The sequence below is a fragment of the Streptomyces sp. LE64 genome, from assembly GCF_052606915.1.
In genome coordinates, this window is the sequence record NZ_CP199708.1 from 3,521,844 (window position 1) to 3,540,133 (window position 18,290).

Annotated in this window: 18 protein-coding genes; 16 read left to right on the plus strand and 2 right to left on the minus strand. The window is 72.2% G+C overall.

Annotated features, from left to right (window positions below):
- Positions 1-149 precede the first annotated feature (149 nt).
- The 9 genes from ACSMX9_RS15965 (at position 150) to ACSMX9_RS16005 (ending at position 9,220) form a co-directional block, all read left to right on the plus strand.
- Positions 150-599 carry a GntR family transcriptional regulator gene (locus ACSMX9_RS15965; protein WP_445403003.1) on the plus strand — a complete coding sequence of 150 codons (450 nt, stop codon included), beginning with the start codon at positions 150-152 and terminating at the stop codon, positions 597-599.
- Positions 596-1,519, plus strand: coding sequence for an ABC transporter ATP-binding protein (locus tag ACSMX9_RS15970; RefSeq protein ID WP_445394784.1), 924 nt, complete (start codon positions 596-598; stop codon positions 1,517-1,519). Before ACSMX9_RS15965 ends, ACSMX9_RS15970 begins: the two co-directional genes overlap by 4 nt.
- Entirely contained in the window at positions 1,516-2,577 is a 1,062-nt protein-coding gene (locus ACSMX9_RS15975; RefSeq protein WP_445394785.1) for a hypothetical protein, read from the plus strand. Before ACSMX9_RS15970 ends, ACSMX9_RS15975 begins: the two co-directional genes overlap by 4 nt.
- A 353-nt stretch (positions 2,578-2,930) precedes the next feature.
- A complete protein-coding gene (locus tag ACSMX9_RS15980; protein ID WP_445394786.1) occupies positions 2,931-5,162 on the plus strand; it encodes an RNA degradosome polyphosphate kinase in 2,232 nt (743 codons plus the stop codon).
- On the plus strand, positions 5,143-6,240 hold the full coding sequence (locus ACSMX9_RS15985) for a CHAD domain-containing protein (RefSeq protein WP_445394787.1): 1,098 nt from the start codon (positions 5,143-5,145) through the stop codon (positions 6,238-6,240). The genes ACSMX9_RS15980 and ACSMX9_RS15985 overlap by 20 nt, the downstream gene beginning before the upstream one ends.
- Positions 6,237-6,662, plus strand: a complete 426-nt coding sequence (locus tag ACSMX9_RS15990; RefSeq protein WP_445394788.1) for an NUDIX hydrolase — start codon at positions 6,237-6,239, stop codon at positions 6,660-6,662. Before ACSMX9_RS15985 ends, ACSMX9_RS15990 begins: the two co-directional genes overlap by 4 nt.
- 252 nt (positions 6,663-6,914) lie before the next feature.
- Positions 6,915-7,733, plus strand: a complete 819-nt coding sequence (locus ACSMX9_RS15995; RefSeq protein WP_445394789.1) for a helix-turn-helix domain-containing protein — start codon at positions 6,915-6,917, stop codon at positions 7,731-7,733.
- On the plus strand, positions 7,730-7,996 hold the full coding sequence (locus ACSMX9_RS16000) for a DUF397 domain-containing protein (protein WP_445394790.1): 267 nt from the start codon (positions 7,730-7,732) through the stop codon (positions 7,994-7,996). Before ACSMX9_RS15995 ends, ACSMX9_RS16000 begins: the two co-directional genes overlap by 4 nt.
- Before the next feature lie 51 nt (positions 7,997-8,047).
- Positions 8,048-9,220, plus strand: a complete 1,173-nt coding sequence (locus ACSMX9_RS16005; RefSeq protein WP_445394791.1) for an RCC1 domain-containing protein — start codon at positions 8,048-8,050, stop codon at positions 9,218-9,220.
- A 58-nt stretch (positions 9,221-9,278) separates the two neighbouring features.
- On the opposite strand, the gene ACSMX9_RS16010 is transcribed toward ACSMX9_RS16005, so the two are convergent.
- Positions 9,279-9,785: a hypothetical protein gene (locus ACSMX9_RS16010; protein WP_445394792.1), complete on the minus strand. Its 507-nt coding sequence runs from the start codon at positions 9,783-9,785 to the stop codon at positions 9,279-9,281.
- Positions 9,786-10,025: 240 nt separating this feature from the next.
- Between ACSMX9_RS16010 and ACSMX9_RS16015 the strand changes: the two genes are divergently transcribed.
- From ACSMX9_RS16015 to ACSMX9_RS16040, 6 genes are all read left to right on the plus strand, one after another.
- On the plus strand, positions 10,026-11,234 hold the full coding sequence (locus ACSMX9_RS16015; protein ID WP_445394793.1) for a helix-turn-helix domain-containing protein: 1,209 nt from the start codon (positions 10,026-10,028) through the stop codon (positions 11,232-11,234).
- A gap of 33 nt (positions 11,235-11,267) precedes the next feature.
- Positions 11,268-11,744, plus strand: a complete 477-nt coding sequence (locus ACSMX9_RS16020; RefSeq protein ID WP_445394794.1) for a hypothetical protein — start codon at positions 11,268-11,270, stop codon at positions 11,742-11,744.
- 28 nt (positions 11,745-11,772) lie between these two features.
- On the plus strand, positions 11,773-12,795 hold the full coding sequence (locus tag ACSMX9_RS16025) for a transcriptional regulator (protein ID WP_445394795.1): 1,023 nt from the start codon (positions 11,773-11,775) through the stop codon (positions 12,793-12,795).
- Positions 12,796-12,954: 159 nt separating this feature from the next.
- Positions 12,955-13,479, plus strand: coding sequence for a DUF6879 family protein (locus ACSMX9_RS16030; RefSeq protein ID WP_445394796.1), 525 nt, complete (start codon positions 12,955-12,957; stop codon positions 13,477-13,479).
- A gap of 321 nt (positions 13,480-13,800) precedes the next feature.
- A complete protein-coding gene (locus tag ACSMX9_RS16035) occupies positions 13,801-14,667 on the plus strand; it encodes an alpha/beta hydrolase (RefSeq protein WP_445394797.1) in 867 nt (288 codons plus the stop codon).
- Positions 14,668-14,678: 11 nt separating this feature from the next.
- Positions 14,679-15,530, plus strand: coding sequence for an 8-oxoguanine DNA glycosylase OGG fold protein (locus ACSMX9_RS16040; RefSeq protein ID WP_445394798.1), 852 nt, complete (start codon positions 14,679-14,681; stop codon positions 15,528-15,530).
- Positions 15,531-15,973: 443 nt separating this feature from the next.
- Here ACSMX9_RS16040 and ACSMX9_RS16045 read toward each other — a convergent pair whose 3' ends face one another.
- Complete coding sequence (locus ACSMX9_RS16045; protein WP_445394799.1) at positions 15,974-16,222, minus strand: hypothetical protein; 249 nt, start codon at positions 16,220-16,222, stop codon at positions 15,974-15,976.
- An 802-nt stretch (positions 16,223-17,024) separates the two neighbouring features.
- On the opposite strand from ACSMX9_RS16045, the gene pstS reads away from it, so the two are divergent.
- Positions 17,025-18,161, plus strand: a complete 1,137-nt coding sequence (pstS, locus tag ACSMX9_RS16050) for a phosphate ABC transporter substrate-binding protein PstS (protein WP_445394800.1) — start codon at positions 17,025-17,027, stop codon at positions 18,159-18,161.
- Positions 18,162-18,290: the final 129 nt, after the last annotated feature.

Consider the following 18,290-nt stretch of genomic DNA (forward strand, 5'->3'; position numbering starts at 1 on the left):
GCCGCGCGCAGGTGCGTGAGGCGTCGGGGTGAAGCTCATCGGCCGAGCGTTCGTGCAGGTCAGGCGGGTGGTCGGAGGTTCGGCTTGACGCGGGTGAGATCTTGCAACACCCTTTCACTACTCAATTAGTGAAAGGGTGGTTGTCCCGAGTGGTCGAGTACCGGATCGACCGGCGCAGCGGCGTCGCCACCTACGTCCAGATCGTCCAGCAGACCAAACAGGCGCTCCGCCTCGGACTCCTGGAGCCGGGCGACCGGCTGCCCACGGCCCGCGAGGTGGTCGCCGCCACCGCCATCAACCCCAACACCGTGCTCAAGGCGTACCGGGAGCTGGAACGGGAGGGTCTGGTCGAGGCGCGGCGCGGGCTCGGCACCTTCGTGCGCCGCACGCTCGGCGCCGGCGCCACCGACACGCCCCTACGCGCCGAACTCGACGCCTGGGCGCGGCGCGCCCGCGCCGCCGGGCTCGACCGGGAGGACGCCGCGGCCCTGTTCGCCGCGGTGCTGGACGCGCACTTCGTCGCCGGCGAGGGGCCGACGACGCCACCATCGACCGGGCCGTCCGACCAGGCACGGCCGCACGAGGGGGACACCGCATGACCGAGACCGCCATCGAGGCGGCCGACCTCGGCAAACGCTACGGCGGACGCCGGGCCCGCACCGCCGGGGCCGCCACCGGTTGGGCCCTACGGAACTGCACCTTCCGGCTGCCCGCGGGGCGGGTGTGCGCCGTCGTCGGGCCCAACGGCGCCGGCAAGTCGACCCTGCTCACGCTCGCCGCCGGGCTCGGCCACCCCACCGAGGGCGCCCTGAGTGTGCTGGGTGCCACCCCGGCCGCCGCCCGCCCCCGCATCGCCTACGTCGCCCAGGAGAAGCCGCTGTACCCGCGGCTGACCGTGGACGAGACGCTGCGCCTGGGGGCCGAGCTGAACCCGGGCCGCTGGGACGGGCCGCTCGCCCGCCGCGTGATCGGGGAAGGCGCCCTGCCGTCCGGGGCCCGCGTCCGGTCCCTCTCCGGCGGCCAGCGCACCCGGGTCGCCCTGGCCCTGGCCCTCGCCACCAGCCCCGACCTGCTGCTCCTGGACGAGCCGATGGCCGACCTCGACCCGCTCGCCCGCCACCAGCTCATGGGCACCCTGCTGGCCGAGGCCACCGAGCACGGCACCACCGTGGTGATGTCCTCGCACATCCTGGGCGAGCTGGCCACCGCCTGCGACTTCCTCCTCCTCGTCAGCGAGGGCCGCGTCCGGCTCGGCGGCGGCATCGACGACCTGGTCGCCGCGCACGTCCACGTCACCGGCCGCGGCGCGGCCGGGGAACTGGCCGCCCACACCGTCGTGGAGTCCCGGGCCACCGGCCGCGGCACCAGCGCCCTGATCCGCCCCGACGGCCCCCTCCCACCCGGCTGGGAGCCGACGGAACCCACCCTGGAGGACGTCCTCCTCGCCCATCTGCGGTCCCCGGACGCCCCCGCCCTGCTCACCCCGGACGCCCGCACCCGCACGGAGGTGGCCGCGTGAGCGCCGCCGACACCGCCGCCCCGCCCCGCCCGGCGGGCACCGGCCCCGCCACCCCCGCCCCGCCCGCCGGCACCGGCTTCCGCGCCTCGCTGCGCGTCGCCCACCTGGTCCACCGCGGCACCGTCCGCACCACCGGCATCCTGCTGCTGCTCGCCTCCGCGGTCGTCCTCGGGCTGTACCTGTGGCAGCGGCTGGCGCCGGACCGGGAACGGTGCCGGGGCTTCTACCGGGACGGGTTCGCCCCGGACCAGCTCGACGAATACCGGGCCTGCTGGGAGGCGACCTTCGGTTACCAAGAAGCCTCGTCCTGGTACAACCTGCTCGGCGGTGACCCGGGCCTCTGGTTCTTCGTCCCGGTGCTGTTGGCCGCGGTCCTCGCCGCCGGCCCGCTGGTCGCCCGGGAACTGGAGTCCGGCACCTTCCGGCTGGCCTGGACCCAGGCCGAGACCCCGCGCCGCTGGCTGACCGGCCGGCTCGCCCTGTTCGCCGCGGTGGCCGTGGTGACGGGCGCGGTGCTGGTGGGCCTCTTCCGGTTCGCCCGGACGACCGGTGAACAGTGGCCGGCGCCGTGGGACAGAGTGGGCACCTTCCACGCGATCGGCCCCGTCATGGTCGCCTACCTGCTGCTGGCCCTCGCGGTCGGCGTGCTGGCCGGGCTGCTGCTGCGTCGGGTGCTGCCGGCCATGGCCCTCGCCGCGCTCGCCACCGGGGCGCTCCTCGCCTTGTTCCACCGGGTCCGCATGGACCTGTGGCCCACCAAGAGCGCCGAGTGGCAGTTCGGACAGCCGTGGGCCGCACCGCGGGACGCGTCCTGGACCGAACGGGGGCTGCTCACCTCCGCCGGGGAGCGCATGCCGCAGCCGGGCAACCTGTGCACGCGCGACTGGGACGAGCGCCATGCGTGCCTGCGCGAGAACGGATACGTCGGCCAGTGGGTCGAGTACCACCCGGCGTCCCACCTCTGGCCGCTCCAGCTGGTCGAGACGGCCCTGGTGCTCGGCGTCACCGCGGTGCTCGTCCTGCTCGCCCTCCGGGCCCTGCGCCGACTCGCACTCTGAGGCCGCGCGGCCGCGGAACCACCGGCGCACCGGCCGCACGGCCGGGCCCCGGCACGGGGGGCGGGCCGTGCGGGGCGGCACCCGCACGGCCCGCACCGGAAAGGCCCTGACCAGGCCGAGGCCCCCGGGCCCGCCCGGTGACCCGTTTTCCCCTCGGGAAGCGGGTCACGGGCGGCACCCGGGGGCCGCTCCGTACGTTCCCGTCATGTCCTCGTAACCGGGCATTCAGATGCTCTTGTCAGGCTCGCGGAATGCAGCCCGCCGTACCCGCACCGCAAGTGAACGGGAGGCCCGTTCGAATTCCCACCTGCTCCGACGCGCCGCGCGGACCGGTGAGGCGGAACAATGGGGACATGAGTCAGCCAGACGCCCAGGCACAGGTCCAGCACGCCCAGCCCTCCGTGGGGTCGATCGCGGCGCACCGTCCGCACACCGTTTCCGCGGCCGTTTCCGATCTGGAACCGGACATCGACTCCGACCTCGACGACTACGAGGACGACGACGCGGAAGGCGCCCGGCTCCCCCAGGGCAGGTTCCTCGACCGGGAACGCAGCTGGCTCGCCTTCAACGAGCGCGTGCTCGAACTCGCCGAGGACCCCCACACGCCGCTGCTGGAGCGTGCCAACTTCCTCGCGATCTTCGCCAGCAACCTGGACGAGTTCTTCATGGTCCGGGTCGCCGGTCTGAAGCGCCGCATCGCCACCGGGGTCGCCACCCGGTCCGCCTCCGGCCTCCAGCCGCGCGAGGTGCTGGACATGATCTGGGCCCGCTCCCGCGAGCTGATGGCCCGTCATGCCGCCTGCTACCAGGAGGACGTGGCGCCCGCCCTCGCCGAACAGGACATCCACCTGGTCCGCTGGGGCGAGCTGACCGACAAGGAGCAGGCCCGCCTGTTCACCCTGTTCCGGCACCAGATCTTCCCGGTGCTCACGCCGCTGGCGGTCGACCCGGCGCACCCCTTCCCGTACATCTCGGGCCTCTCGCTGAACCTCGCGGTCGTGGTCCGCAACCCGGTCAGCGGCCACCGCCACTTCGCCCGGGTGAAGGTGCCGCCGCTGCTCTCCCGCTTCCTGGAGGCATCGCCCTCGCGGTACGTGCCGATCGAGGACGTCATCGCCGCGCACCTGGAGGAACTCTTCCCGGGCATGGAGGTGCTGGAGCACCACATGTTCCGGCTCACCCGCAACGAGGACCTGGAGGTCGAGGAGGACGACGCGGAGAACCTCCTCCAGGCCCTGGAGAAGGAACTGATGCGGCGCCGCTTCGGCCCCCCGGTGCGGTTGGAGGTCGAGGAGTCCATCGACCGCTACGTCCTCGACCTGCTGGTGCGCGAGCTGAAGATCAGCGAGGCCGAGGTGTACCCGCTGCCCGGCCCGCTGGACCTCACCGGCCTCTTCGGCATCTCCTCGCTTGACCGGCCCGAACTCAAGTACCCCAAGTTCATCGCCGGCACCCACCGCGACCTCTCCGAGGCGGAGACCGCCTCCGCGCCCGACATCTTCGCCGCGCTGCGGGAACGGGACGTGCTGCTGCACCACCCCTACGACAGCTTCTCCACCTCGGTTCAGGCGTTCCTGGAGCAGGCCGCCGCCGACCCCGGCGTCCTCGCCATCAAGCAGACGCTGTACCGCACCTCCGGCGACTCCCCGATCGTCGACGCGCTGATAGACGCGGCCGAGTCCGGCAAGCAGGTGCTCGTCCTGGTGGAGATCAAGGCCCGCTTCGACGAGCAGGCCAACATCAAGTGGGCCCGCAAGCTGGAGGAGGCCGGCTGTCACGTCGTGTACGGGCTGGTGGGGCTGAAGACCCACTGCAAGCTGTCCCTGGTGGTCCGCCAGGAGGGCGACACGCTCCGCCGCTACTCGCACGTCGGCACCGGCAACTACCACCCCAAGACGGCCCGCCTCTACGAGGACCTCGGCGTGCTCACCGCCGACTCCCAGGTCGGCGCCGACCTGTCCGACCTGTTCAACCGGCTCTCCGGGTACTCCCGCCGGGAGACCTACCGCCGGCTGCTGGTCGCCCCCAAGTCGCTCCGCGACGGCCTGGTCTCCCGCGTCAACAAGGAGGTCCAGCATCACCGTTCCGGGCGACCCGCCTACGTCCGCATCAAGGTCAACTCGATGGTGGACGAAGCCCTGATCGACGCCTGCTACCGGGCGTCCCAGGCGGGCGTGCCGGTCGACATCTGGGTGCGCGGCATCTGCGCCGTGCGCCCCGGCGTGCCGGGTCTCTCCGAGAACATCCGGGTACGGTCGGTACTCGGCCGCTTCCTGGAGCACTCGCGGGTCTTCGCCTTCGGCAACGGGGGAGAGCCCGAGGTGTGGCTGGGCAGCGCCGACATGATGCACCGCAACCTCGACCGTCGCATCGAAGCGCTGATCCGGGTCACCGACCCCGCGCACCGGGCCTCCCTGAACCGGCTGCTGGAGACCGGGATGTCCGACGCCACCAGCTCCTGGCACCTGGGGCCGGACGGCGAGTGGACCCGGCACGCCACCGATGCGGACGGCCAACCGCTGCGGAACGTCCAGGAGATGCTCATCGACGCCCGGAGGCGCAGGCGTGGCACACCGAAACCCTGACCTCGCGGTGCAGCCCTCGGCGGGGGACGTCCTCGCGGCCCATCTCCGGGGCCGCGCGACGGACTTCCTCCGCTCGCTGAGGCTGCACCGCGAGGCCGGTGCCGGGGCGGGCGGGACCACCGCCCCGGCCCGGGCGGCAGCGGTGCACCTGCGCCGCTCCGCCCGCCGCATCGGCGGCACCCTGCACACCTTCCGCCCGCTGCTGGACCACGACTGGTCCGACGAGCTGCGCACCGAACTCGCCTGGCTCTCCGGCACCCTGGCCTGCGAGCACGCCCACGGCGACCGCCTGGAACGGCTGCTCGGCGCCCTGGCCCGGCTCTCCGGCGAGGCTGCCGTCCCGGCCGCGGCCCCCGGCGCCGCGGCCGCCCGGACCGTCGCCGGCGCCCGGCGGGCCACCCGCACTGCCGCGGCGACCGTCCCGCCCCCGGCCTCCGCCGCCGACCCGACCAGGGGCCTCGCCCTCGGCGCCGCCCGGGCCGCCGCGCTGCTGGAACGCCAACTCACCCTGGCCCGGACCCGCGCCCACTCGGCCGGCCTGGACGCCTTCGGCTCCGCCCGCTTCCACGCCCTCGCTGACAACGTTGCCGTCCTCGCCAGCGACGTGCCCCTCACCCCGGCCGCCCGCGTCCCCGTCGACCTGTTGCACCCGCTCGCCGCCGAGGCCGAGGCCCGGCTGCTGGACGCTGTCCGGGCGCTCCCGCTGCTCACCGCGGGCCATCCGTACAACGCGCAGGGCCTCGCCGCCGCCCCCTCGCCCCGCGCCCAGGACGATCCCTGGCACCGGGTCCGGCAGTTGCTGCGGCTGCACCGCTACGCTCGCGAGGTGCTGGCCCGACAGGACGGCGCGGGCCACCCGGCCGAGGACACCCGGCTGCTGCACGCCGGCGAGGCCCTGGACCGGCACCGGGACGCGTCCGAGGCCGCCGAGGCCGCGGCGACGGCGGCGGGCACCCCGAGGATCGCCCCGGCCACCGCCTACGTCCTCGGCGTGCTCCACGCCGACCAGCGCCACGAAGTGGAGGCGGCCCGCTACGCGTTCCAGCGGGCCTGGACCCGGGAGGTGACCGGAGGATGAGCGGCGACCCCACGGACCGCACGGTCCGCGCGGCCGGCTGCGTGCTGTGGCGGCGGGCCCCGGGCGGGGACGGCATCGAACTGTGCCTCGTCCACCGCCCCCGCTACGACGACTACAGCCACCCCAAGGGCAAGCTGAAGCGCGGTGAGGACCCCCTGACCGGCGCGCTGCGCGAGGTCGCCGAGGAGACCGGCCACACCTGTCTGCCCGGCGTGGTGCTGCCCACGGTCCGCTACGAGGTGGCAGGCCGCCCCAAGGAGGTCCACTACTGGGCGGCCGAGGCCACGGACGGCGAGTTCGTCCCCAACGACGAGGTCGACCACCTGCTGTGGCTCGCCCCCGACGCGGCCCGCGCCCGTCTCACCCACGCCCACGACCGCACCCTGGTCGACGCCCTGTTGGCCGCCCGGCGCCCCGTCTGATCCCCCGGGCGGACGCGACCCCCGCCGGTCGTACCGTCCGACTAGGCGACGGTCACCCCGGCGTCGCACCCCCGCACCTCCGAGGGGCAACACCCCTACCCCACAAGGGCCTTGGCGGCCCGACCGGGCGGGTTCGACCCGCCCGGTCATCGGCTACGGAGCGTGGGCGATGACCGGTATGGCGGCCCGTGCGTAACCTCCGGAAGCAGGAAGGAGTTTCCAAACCGCCCGAAAAGCACTGGAGTTGAACATATGACTGAAAGGTCGGGTGCACCCGCGGACGGTTTGGAGTGGTTCGGCCGCGAGATCTCCGAAGCGCTCCTCCACAAGGGGGTGACCCCCCAGGAACTCGCCGACGCGACGGGGTACGAAGTGCCCTACGTGCTGAAGGTCAGCAGTGGCACCGCACTGCCCTCGACGGCCTTCGCGAAGGGCTGCGACCGCTACTTCGGCACCTCCGGCTGGTTCACCCGCCTCCTGAACCGGCTCAACGAACGCGGCCACCCCGGCTGGTTCGTCCCGTACCTGAAGCTGGAACGGGAAGCCGCCCGCATCGAGGACTACAGCAACACCTTCGTCATGGGCATGCTGCAAGTGCCCAGCTACGCCGAAGCCGCCTTCCGCGCCTCGCATCCGCGCGAGAGCGACGACCAGATCCGGGCCAGGGTCGACGCCCGGATGCGCCGCCGCGAAGTGATGGACACCACCACGCCCCCGCTGCTGTGGATCATCCTGCACGAGTCCGTGCTCTGCACGGTGGTCGGCAGCCGCGCCATCATGACCAGCCAACTCCGCCACCTGGTCCGTCAGGCGGCCAGCCCCCACATCACCCTCCAGGTGCTCCGGTTCGCCGCCGGCGCCCCGGCCTCCTCCGCCGCCTTCACCTTGCTGAAGCCGAACGACGGGCCCACCGTCGTGTACTCGGAAGCACGGGAACTGGGTCACGTGAACGATTCGGCAGCGGCCGTGGGCAACGCCCGCACCGCCTACGAACGCCTCCGCGCCTCCGCCCTCTCGCCCGACCTGTCGGTGTCCTTCATCCGCGAGATCGCCGAGGAGCACTCCCGGTGACCACGCCGGTGCCCGGAGCGGTGCGCGGCACCGACCCGACCTGGGTCAAGAGCAGTCACAGCGGCGGCGAGGGCGGCCAGTGCCTGGAGTGGGCGCCGGGGCCCGCCCCCGGTCTGGTCCGCCTCCGTGACGGCAAGGCGCCGGCCGGCCCCCACCTCGTCCTCCCCGCGCGGGCGTTCGCCGGACTGGTGGCCTGGGTCGGAACGTACGGCCCCGCCGAACGTTCCGACACGCCACGGATGGTGATACAAGGGTCGCGTTGAGTGACGGGATCGATCGGGACCCCGCCCCCACCACGCGACCGTAGGACGACGATGAACCCACGCATCCACCGGCCGGGCCCCGCCCGCCGCGCCCTGACCGCACTGATCGGCCTGCTCGCCGCGCTCATGGCCTGGAGCGCCCTGCCGGCAACCACCGCGAGCGCCCAGGAGGGCCGGCTGAAGGGCTGGGGCGCCAACGACAACTACCAGCTCGGCGGCACCCTCACCGGCGCCAAGTACAAGCCGGTGACCATCCCCGGAGCCACCGGCAGCGACATCGACGCCCTCGCCGCCGGCTACTACCACAGCCTCTCCCTCCTCTCCAACGGCACCGTCGAGAGCTGGGGCCGCAACGCCGAGGGGCAGTTGGGCATCGGCAACACCGCCGCCCAGGAACAGGCGTCCACCGTCACGGGCCTGCGCGGCGTCGTCGCCGTCGCGGCCGGCAACTACCACAGCCTGGCCCTGCTCTCCGACGGCACGGTCCGCGCCTGGGGCCGCAACTCCGAAGGCCAACTCGGCGACAACAGCACCGCCCAGCGCAACAACCCGGTGACCGTCTCCGGCCTCACCAACGTCGAGGCCATCGCCGCCGGCGCCCTGCACAGCGTCGCCGTCCTCGCCGACGGCACCGTCAAGACCTGGGGCTACAACGCCAACGGCCAACTGGGCGACGGCTCCACCACCAACCGCACCACCCCCGTCACCGTCAGCGGCATCACCAACGCCCGCAGCGCGGCCGGCGGCAGCGCCCACACCCTCGCCCGCCGCGCCGACGGCACGGTCTGGGCCTGGGGCCGCGGCTCCGAGGGCCAGCTCGGCGACAACGCCAGCACCCAGCGGCTCACCCCGGTGAAGGTCGACGACATCACCACCGCCCGTGAGATCAGCGCCGGCGTCTACCACAGCGTCGCCCGCCTCGCCGACGGCACCGTCAAGACCTGGGGCTACAACGTCCAGGGCCAGCAGGGCGACGGCACCACCACCAACCGCCCCGCCCCCATCACCCTCGACGGCGCCACCAACATCCGCGCCGTCTCCGCGGGCGGATACCACACCCTGGTCCTCGACCGGGACGGCAAGGTCAGCACCGTCGGCTACAACAACAACGGCCAGCTCGGCGACGGCAGCGCCACCAACCGCACCGCCCTGACCACCCCGGTCAACAGCCTCAGCAGCGTCTCCCTGATCGCGGCCGGCGGAGAGTTCAGCCTCGCGGGCTGACGCCCGTCCCCCGCAGCCCCCGGTGGACGGCGTGCTTCCGTTCCGTCCACCGGGGGCTTCATGCCGTGCGGCGCCCGCGGCTGTGGGCGATGCGGAGGGTGTCGTGGAGGGCTTCGGCGTGACGGGCGAGGAGGAAGCGGAGTTCGGGGTTGGTGAGCCGGGGTTCGTCGAGCAGGGCGTGGGTGTGGGCGAGGAGGTCCTCGGCCATGGTGAGTTGGGTGGCCTCGACGCCGTCGGCGAGCCGGGTGAGGTAACCGCCGCCGTCCTCGTGTTCGGTGTCGGGGGCGAGGTAGCAGGGTTTGCCCTCCGGGGACGACCAGGGAAGGAGACGCGGCCCGGCGGAGGCGGCGGGGGAGTGGGGCCGGCCACCGAACCGGAAGCGGTCCGCCCGGGTCACCGGATCCGCGACGGTGACCACACGGGCGGGTTCCGCCTCCCATTCCCGTCCGCCGCCGAGCGGGCGCAGCAGCCACCGTCCGCCGACCTCGCCCATGTAGGTGCCCAGGGTGTCCCGTTGGGCGTCCCGGACGAAGGCGCCGGGCTCCGGCGGGGGTGGGTTGGTCATGTGGCTTCTCCTTTGAAGCAGATGGGTGCACTGATGACCCGATCCGTCGTTAGTGTGACGGTGAGTCACGAGAAGACCACAGCCGTGAGATTGCGGGCGAGTTCCGATGCGTGATGTGCATGCACGCATGCGGAGGGCGCATGTCGGGGTTGCGCGACGGGTGCAGTGAGGAAGTAGGTAGACGTGAACTGGTCAGGCCGGGCGGTCCGGGAGGCAGCGCGTCGTGGTGACTACGGGCGCGTGATTCAGCTGGTGCGGAGGGATGCCCGGGTATCGCAGAGACAACTGGGAGACTTCTGCGGACTGTCGCAGTCGGCAGTCTCGCGCATTGAGCAGAGAGGATCGGGCGCGTACGACATGAAGACCCTTGCCAGGGTCGCCGAGTATCTGTCCATTCCGCCTTCACTGGTTGGTCTGGCGGAAACTGGATCTCGGCCTTCGCCGCCGACGGAGGACCGCGAGTCGTTGGGTTCTCGATCGCGTCTGGCTGCTGTGCATGAAGATGCGACGGTTTCAGAACTGCATGGCTCGCTTCCCCGGATCTCCGGCGCTGGGCCTGACCAAGCCCATGTGCTGAGTATCGCAACCCATTCCTTTCGGAAGGTGGAGGCCACCGTGGCGGCGTCCCAGCTGTTGGACGCGGTTCAAGGGCACATGCGATTGGTGCGTGCTGTTACAGCACAGGAAACCGACCGTGAAGGTCGAGCCCGGATGGCGGCGGTGGGTAGCGAAGTGGCCAGCTTTGCTGGGTGGCTCTGCTGGGACATGTCGGACCAAGGGTCTGCTCGGAGTTGGTACGGAGCTGCGATCAAGGCCGCGAAGCGCTCCCATCGTCCGCTCTTGACCGCATACCAGCAAGGGAGCCTTGCTCAATTCGAGGTGGAGTTGGGAAACGTGGCCCAAGGGCTCCAACTCATCAGCGCGGCCCGTGAACAACTCAGCGGCGACTACCCGGCGATTTCGGCCGCCTGGCTCTCGTCCTTGGAAGCCGTGGCCCATGCCACGGCAGGGAACTCGCGTGAGGCGGACCGTGCTCTCCTGGACAGCGAGATTCGGACAAGGGAAGTCTCTCGGGACGAGATGCCGCCTTGGCCCTGGATCTTCACTTTCGATCAACGTAAGGTCGCTGCCGCAAGGGTAACCTGTGGTGCTCGGTTGGCACGTGCCCGATGGGTCGAGGAATCCTTGGACGATGCGCGGGCCGCTCTGACCGCTGGTCATCAGAAGCAACGCGCATTGCTGGGTTTGGACGTGGCGAGCGGCTATCTGAGTTCGGGGCAGCTTGACAGCGCGTTCGCGCTTGCCCTCCGTTCCCTCGACGTCGGTGTCAGGCTTCGCTCCGGTCGTATCGTTGAGCGCGCCAGAGCGTTTCGCCGCGCCTACGCGTCTACATCGCCCCCGTCAGTGGTGCGTGAATTCGATGCGCAATTGCATGACGTGTACCTGTAGCACTCTGATTGCCATCATCGGAAGGAAAATCACATGCGAGTGGGTATCACTGGACACCGCGGACTGTCGAGTGTGGTCGAGGTGCAGACGCGAGCCCTTCTGGCCGAGGCCGTCGCGTTGTACGAGCCTGGTGAACTCGTCGCTGTGAGCTGCATCGCGGATGGTCCTGACACCTGGTTCGCGCTGGCAGTGCTCGAACGCGGTGGCGGGCTCGAAGTGGTGCTGCCTGCACAGGATTACAGGGCCGATCTGCCCGAGTGGCACCACAGCACGTATGACGAGCTCCTGAGGAGGGCTGCCGCCGTGCACCGCACCGGGCTCGTCGCATCCGGCTCGCACGCGCACATGGCCGGTGGCGAGCTGTTGGCCGAATCGGTCGAGGTGCTGATCGCTGTCTGGGACGGTCAGCCGGCACGCGGCCTCGGCGGGACCGCGGATGTGGTGGCCCATGCCGAGCGCAACGGGGTGCCGGTGAGGGTGCTCTGGCCTGAAGGGGCCGTGCGGGACTGACGAGCTGAAAAGGAGGGAGAAGAGCGACATGGTTCCCACCCGCAGGGGGGTCGTCAACGCGAGCCTGTTCAGCGTCGCGCTCACGATCCCCGGTTGGCCGGACGTGGTGGGCAGGATGGAGCGGGTGCGTCAGGAGACGGCCCCCCGGGTCGGCATGCCGGACGTGGACATGGTGATCTCCATGACGGAACAACTGTCCGAACTGGACGACAGGTTCGGGGGTCGTCACGCCCGTCCGATGGCGGCTGCGTTCCTGGTCAACACGGTCGTCCCCTTCCTGCGGGCCCAGGCACCCGACGCCGTGCGGAAGGCGATGATGTCCGCCGCCTCGGACCTCTGCTACCTCACCGGGTACATGGCCGTGGACGAAAGCCTGGAGGGGCTCGGCCAGCGGTACTACCTGAAGGCCCTGGAACTGGCCGGGGCCTCGGAGGACCACCTGACGTACTGCACGACCTTGCGCGGGATGAGCGTGCAGGCCGTGGAACTGGGTCACAGCGCCACGTCTTTGCGCCTTGCCGACGCCGCCGCGTCCGCATCCCCTCAGGCCGGGCCGCGGATGCGGGCCTTCCTCGCGGGACAACAGGCCCACGCCGCCGCGCAGTCCGGTGACGTCAGCAAGGCGATGACACATCTACGGGAGGCTGAGCGGGCCATGGACAAGGCGGAGTCCAGGGAGAAGGCGTTCGGTTCCTACGACCCGGCGGCGTTGTACTACCACATCAGCCATGTTCGTCATGAGCTCGGCGACCTGCCGGGTGCCATCAGCGCGATGGAGGAGTCCGACCGGCTCACGTACACGGTCTACCGGCGTTCCCGCGTCAAGGAACGGGCCACGCTGGGAGAGTTCCAGATGCAGCACGGCCACCTGGAAGCCGCGTGCGTCACCTGGAACAAGGTGCTGGACGAGTTGCCCCTGGTGCAGAGCGGTCGGGTGGACCGCAGGGTCACCCGCATGTTCGGAATGATCAAGCCGCATCTCGGCAACCGGTACGCCCGGGCGCTCTACGAACGGGCCCGTACGGAGACGCCGGCGGCCCTGCACGCGTGAGGGCGCTTCTGCCCGAAGGGGGCAGACGGCACGCGAGGAACCGGCCCCGGACCAAGCGCGGTACGTTCGTTGTTCGGGCGAACGTGTGCCATGCGTTCACCGCACCCGTGGTTGAGGTTCCGGTGGAGACACCGGAGCACGTTCTCAGGGAGGTTGTCCGTGCTCTTGGACGGTGAGGAGTGGCGTAGGTTCTTCGACGCCTTCGGGCGCGAGGCGTGGCGGTTCGAGGCACAGCCCGCCTACACCATGCCCAAGGAGCAGGAGAACGTCGCCCGCTTCCTACGGGGCGAGGGCAAGCCCGAGGACCACAATGCTCGCTGGCACGAGCGGGTACGCGGGTACGTCGGGTCCGGCAAGCGCATCGGTCGGGTGCGCATCGTGCGCCGGCCGCTCACCGACTACCAGCGGTACCAGTTCGCGTGGGGCATCCCCGGCAACGTCGCGGCCGGGGAGGACATCCGCGTCCTGGACGTGACGCGGGAGGACTACGGGTTGCCGCTCTCCGGGCGTGACTGGTGGATGTTCGACGAGGTCCGCATCGCCCACCTGAACTTCCGGCCGGACGGTACCCAGATCAATCGCGAGGAGTACGAGGGGGACCCCGCCCCCTATCAGGAGTGGAAGCGGATCGCCCTGGAGAACTCCGTCCCCTTCGGGGAGTACGTGAAGGCCCTGGACGCCTGATCCCGGGCAACCGACCGGTCGGAGATCGACCCGACCGAACGCCCCGCCGGGCCGGTCGAGTCGACCCGTGCCACCGGGGCTGAGCCCCCCGGAGCTTTGTCGGTTGCACCGGTGATCTTCCGCTGCGTACTGTCCCGGGGAATCGGGCAGCCGTTCGTGTTGCCCCCGATCGGAACTCCGCGTGCGGACGGACGGCACCCCTGACCGGGGAGACCGTCGCGGCGGCCGGCACAGGACGCGGGGCGGGCCGGGACAGTTGCCCCACCGCCGTCCGCACGGCGTGCCCCGCCGGGCCGCGGAGCCAGAGAGTTGAGTGAGCACATGCAGCAACCCACGTTCGTCCTGGTGCACGGAGCGTTCGCGAACTCCTTCTCCTTCGCGCCGCTGCAAGCCGAACTCGGGCTGCTCGGGCACCGTTCCGTCGCCGTGGACCTGCCCGGGCACGGCTTCGGGGCGACCTACACCCGGGCCTACCAGGCACCGCAGGACCTTGCCGGGCTCGCCACCGCGCCCGGGGCGATCAAGGGCGTGACCCTCGCCGACAACGCCGCCCACCTCATAGGAGTGTTGGAACGGGCCAAGGAGAACGGCCCGGTGATCCTGGTCTCGCACAGCCGGGGCGGGGTCACCGCCACGGCCGCGGCCAACGCGCGGCCCGACCTGATCGACCGGCTCGTCTACGTCGCGGCCTGGTGCCCGGTCGAGCTGGACGTGAACGACTACTACGCCGAGCCGGAGATGGCCTCGGTCGACCTGGCCTCGGTGGGCGCGGTCGTGGCGGGCGACCCGGCCGAACTGGGGCTGCTGCGCGTCAACTTCCGCACCGCCGACCCGGACGCCCTCGCCGGGCTGAAGGCGGCCTTCCTCGCCGACGGCACCGACGAGGAGTTCCTGACCTTCCTCAACACCTTCCAGCCGGACGAGAACCTCGACGTCGGCACCTCCGCCGACCGGGCGCAGGCGGCCGCCTGGGGGCGCGTCCCGAAGACCTTCGTCCGGCTGGCCGACGACGCCAGCCTGCCGCTCGCGGCCCAGGACCGGCTGATCCGGGAGGGCGACGCGCTGACCCCGGAGAACCCGTACGACGTCCGCACCCTCTCCGGCAGCCACCTGAAGTGGCTGGTGGACCCGGCGCCGGCGGCCCGGGTGCTCGGCGAACTCGCCGCGCTCACGGCTCCGTCGGCCTGACGGACGGGATCGTGGACGCGGGTCGCACGAGGGGCGACGGGCGGCAGGCGCTGGCCGACGCCCTGGACGAGGAGGCGCGGCGGCACCTGCTGCCGCCCGCCGCGGTGGACGCGATCGGGGTGTGGCTCGCCGGCCCCGGCGCCCGCTACGCGGCCGAGGGCGTGGGCGCGCACGCGGTGGCGTACGTGCCGGCGCACTGGTCCGGTGCGGAGCCCTGGCCCCGGGGTTTCGCCGGCCGGGAGCAGACCGGGACCGTACGGGTCAGCCGGGCGCGGGTCACCGAGGCGGTGCGGGACGCCGTGGGCCGCGGGGCCTGGGCCGAGGCGCTGGTGGCCTCGTACGTGTGGGGCCAGGGCAGGACGGGCTACGGGCCGCACCGGCTGGAGGCGGTCCTGGCCGAGCCGGGGGCGGAGGAGGCGCTGGGCGCGGCGGTGGCGGAGCTGCGGGAGCGGGGTGCCGTGGCGGCGTACCGCGGGCTGCGAGGAACGGTCCGGGGCCTGGGGCCGGCGTTCTTCACCAAGTTCCTGTACTTCCTGGACCTGGCGGAGCCCGCCCCGGTCGGGCCGCGGGCGCTGGTCCTGGACCAGCGGGTGGCCCGGGTGGTGCGGGCCTGGGCGCAGCGGGTCGGGGCCGCGGCGGGGGTGGCCTCCGCCGCGGGGACGGCCGCGTGGACCTGGTCGGACGGGGGGTGGACCGCCCATCGGTACGCGGTCTACCTGGAGTTGATGTCCGCGGCCCGGGCCCAGCTCGCCGATGCGGGCGTCGGCGCCCCCGCGGCCGGCGTGGACCTGGTGGAGCTGGCCTTCTTCCAGGGTGTCTGGGATCCGCTGCTCGGGACGGAGGGCCCTGGGCGCCGCGCTTGAGGTGGTGCCGCACCGGGCAGGAAGCGGCCAGTCGAGAGCGCGCGGGGGCTGACCGGGATGTGGTTGACCGGCGAGGGACGCTTCGTGATCTGGTGGCTGCTGGCCTACGCGGCGGTCAACCTCGTGCTGGGGTGCTGGACGGCGGTCCGGGGGCGGCCCGACCGGGCGGTCATCCGGCGCGTGATGCGGGAGGGCATCGGGCCGACGGAGGCCGCCTGGCGTGCGACGCACCGGTGGGACGGCCCTTCGGCCGCGGCGAGGACGGCCGCGTACCTCCTGGTGGACACGGGGGCGGTCGGGGTCTCGCCGGCGGGGGTCCGCGGGAGCCCGGATCGGCGAAGCACTGGACCACGCGGACTTCGCTCCCTACCGGAGCCTCCTCGCCGAGCGCGTGCCGAGGGTGCGGCGGCAGGCGGAGTCCTGCCGCACGGGGGCGTCCGCGCCTATCCGTGGACGGGCCGCCCGGCGCCCAGCGGCACCAGGTCATGGGGCGCCGCCCGCCACTGCTCCCCGGTGGCCGGGCAGCGCAGCGCCCAGTGGCCGTCCGCCGGGCCGAGGAACTCGCCGGGGCGGCTGCGGTCGGTGTCGAAGAGGAGCGCGCCGCGCGGCGGCGGGATCAGGGCGGTGCCGTTCGCGGCCTCGTGCAGGCCGTGGCGACGGGCGCGTGCGGCGACCGTGCGGCGGGTCGTCATGGGGGAGTCCCTGGGCGAGGAGCGTCGAGGAGCGGCGTGTGCGCGGACGGCGCCGACGGCATGACCTTGGGTGAGTTCGTCGGTGCGGTGGGTGAGTTCGCGGTGGTCGGAGTCCTTCCGTACCCGCGCGGGTACCTGCTCACGCGTGCCGGGCGGAGCCGGTGGGGGAGGGCGCGCCGTACCGGGGGCGGTGGAACGGGAGGGTCCGCGGCGGCGGAAACCGGGAGCCGGGGCGGATACCGGCATGTGGTCGGTCCTTTCCGGACAGGAGTCATTGCCCTCGCGCGTAGCAGCGCGTGATCGGCGCTCGGGCGGGTTGCGCGCCCCGTGCGGGCTTCTGTGCATCGATCCGTTCACCCGAACGGAGGGGGAGCCGGACGCGCGCGCACCCCGTTCGGCGGCACCATCGGCGGGGACGCGCACCGTACGACGTGGCAGTTCGGTCCCCGGCCGGCCCCGCCGGGGTGCCACGGGCGCGGCCCGGCGCCGTCTTCCGGCCGGTCGCCGGGCCGGGTCGGACACTCCGCGTGAGCGGGTCGTGACCTCACCGCACCGACCGCGCGGGTTCACCGACCGTTCACCTGTGGCCGTGGGTGGCTTCACCTGCCCTGCCTAATTTCGGCCGTACCAGGTGCGAAAACCGGGGCCACTTCCGGCAACCGCACCGGGTGCACGTGTACGACCCGGACACCCTCCGGGCCGCCCCGGTACCGCCGAACGGTGCCGTCACGGGGAGGCCCGACCGACACCCGCACGCCGCCGAACAGCACCCCGGGCGGCTCCTGGAAGGAACTCCCGAACAGTGAAGCTTCAGCGCAAGAACCGGCTGCGCGCCCTCTCCCTCGGCGCGGTCGCCGTCTCCGGCGCCCTGGCCCTCACGGCGTGCGGCTCCGACGAGACGGGCGCCGGTGCGAGCGGCGCCACCGGGGGGACGCAGAGCGCCGCCACCGGTTCCATCGCCTGCGACGACGCCCGGGGCGAGATCCTCGCCGCGGGATCCTCCGCGCAGAAGAACGCGATCGACGTCTGGGTGAAGAACTACCAGGCGGCCTGCAAGGACGTCCGGATCAACTACAACCCCAAGGGGTCCGGCGCCGGCATCACCAACTTCCTCCAGGGCCAGACCGCGTTCGCCGGTTCCGACTCCGCGCTCAAGCCGGAGGAGATCGCCGAGTCCGCGAAGGTCTGCAAGGACAGCCAGGCCATCGACCTGCCGATGGTCGGCGGGCCGATCGCGGTCGGCTTCAACGTCCCCGGCGTGGACACCCTGGTCCTGGACGCCGCCACCCTGGCGAAGATCTTCGACGACCAGATCAAGACCTGGGACGACGAGGCCATCAAGAAGCTGAACCCGGGCGTCGACCTCCCGGACACCAAGGTCCAGGCGTTCCACCGGTCCGACGAGTCCGGCACCACCGACAACTTCACCCAGTACCTGAAGGCCGCCGCCCCCGAGGCGTGGAAGTACGAGGGCGGCAAGGCGTGGCAGGCCAAGGGCGGCCAGTCCGCGCAGGGCTCCTCCGGGGTGGCCCAGCAGGTCAAGGAGACCGCGGGCGCCATCTCCTACTTCGAGCTCTCGTACGCCAAGGGCGGCATCAAGACCGTCGACATCAAGACGGACGCCACCGAGCCGGTCAAGGCGACCACGGAGAACGCCTCCAAGGCCATCGCCGCGGCGAAGGTCGTCGGCAAGGGCAAGGACCTCGCCCTGGAGCTGGACTACAAGCCGACCGCCGAGGGTGCCTACCCGATCACCCTGGTCACCTACGAGATCCTCTGCGAGAAGGGCAACGACCCCGAGACGCTGCCGGCCGTCAAGTCCTTCTTCACCTACATCGCCAGCGAGGACGGCCAGAGCCTGCTGTCCGACGCCGGCTACGCCCCGCTGCCCACCGAGATCGCCACCAAGGTCCGCGAGACCATCGCGTCGCTCAGCTGAACCGAGCCGAACCGACCTGCCTGAAGCGTGCGGGCGGACGCCCCGCCTCCCCGCTCCCGCCGCCGGCCCGACCCCCTTCCGGGTGGGCGGCGGGGAGCACGGGCCCCCGCCCGCACCCGTCCGGTGCAC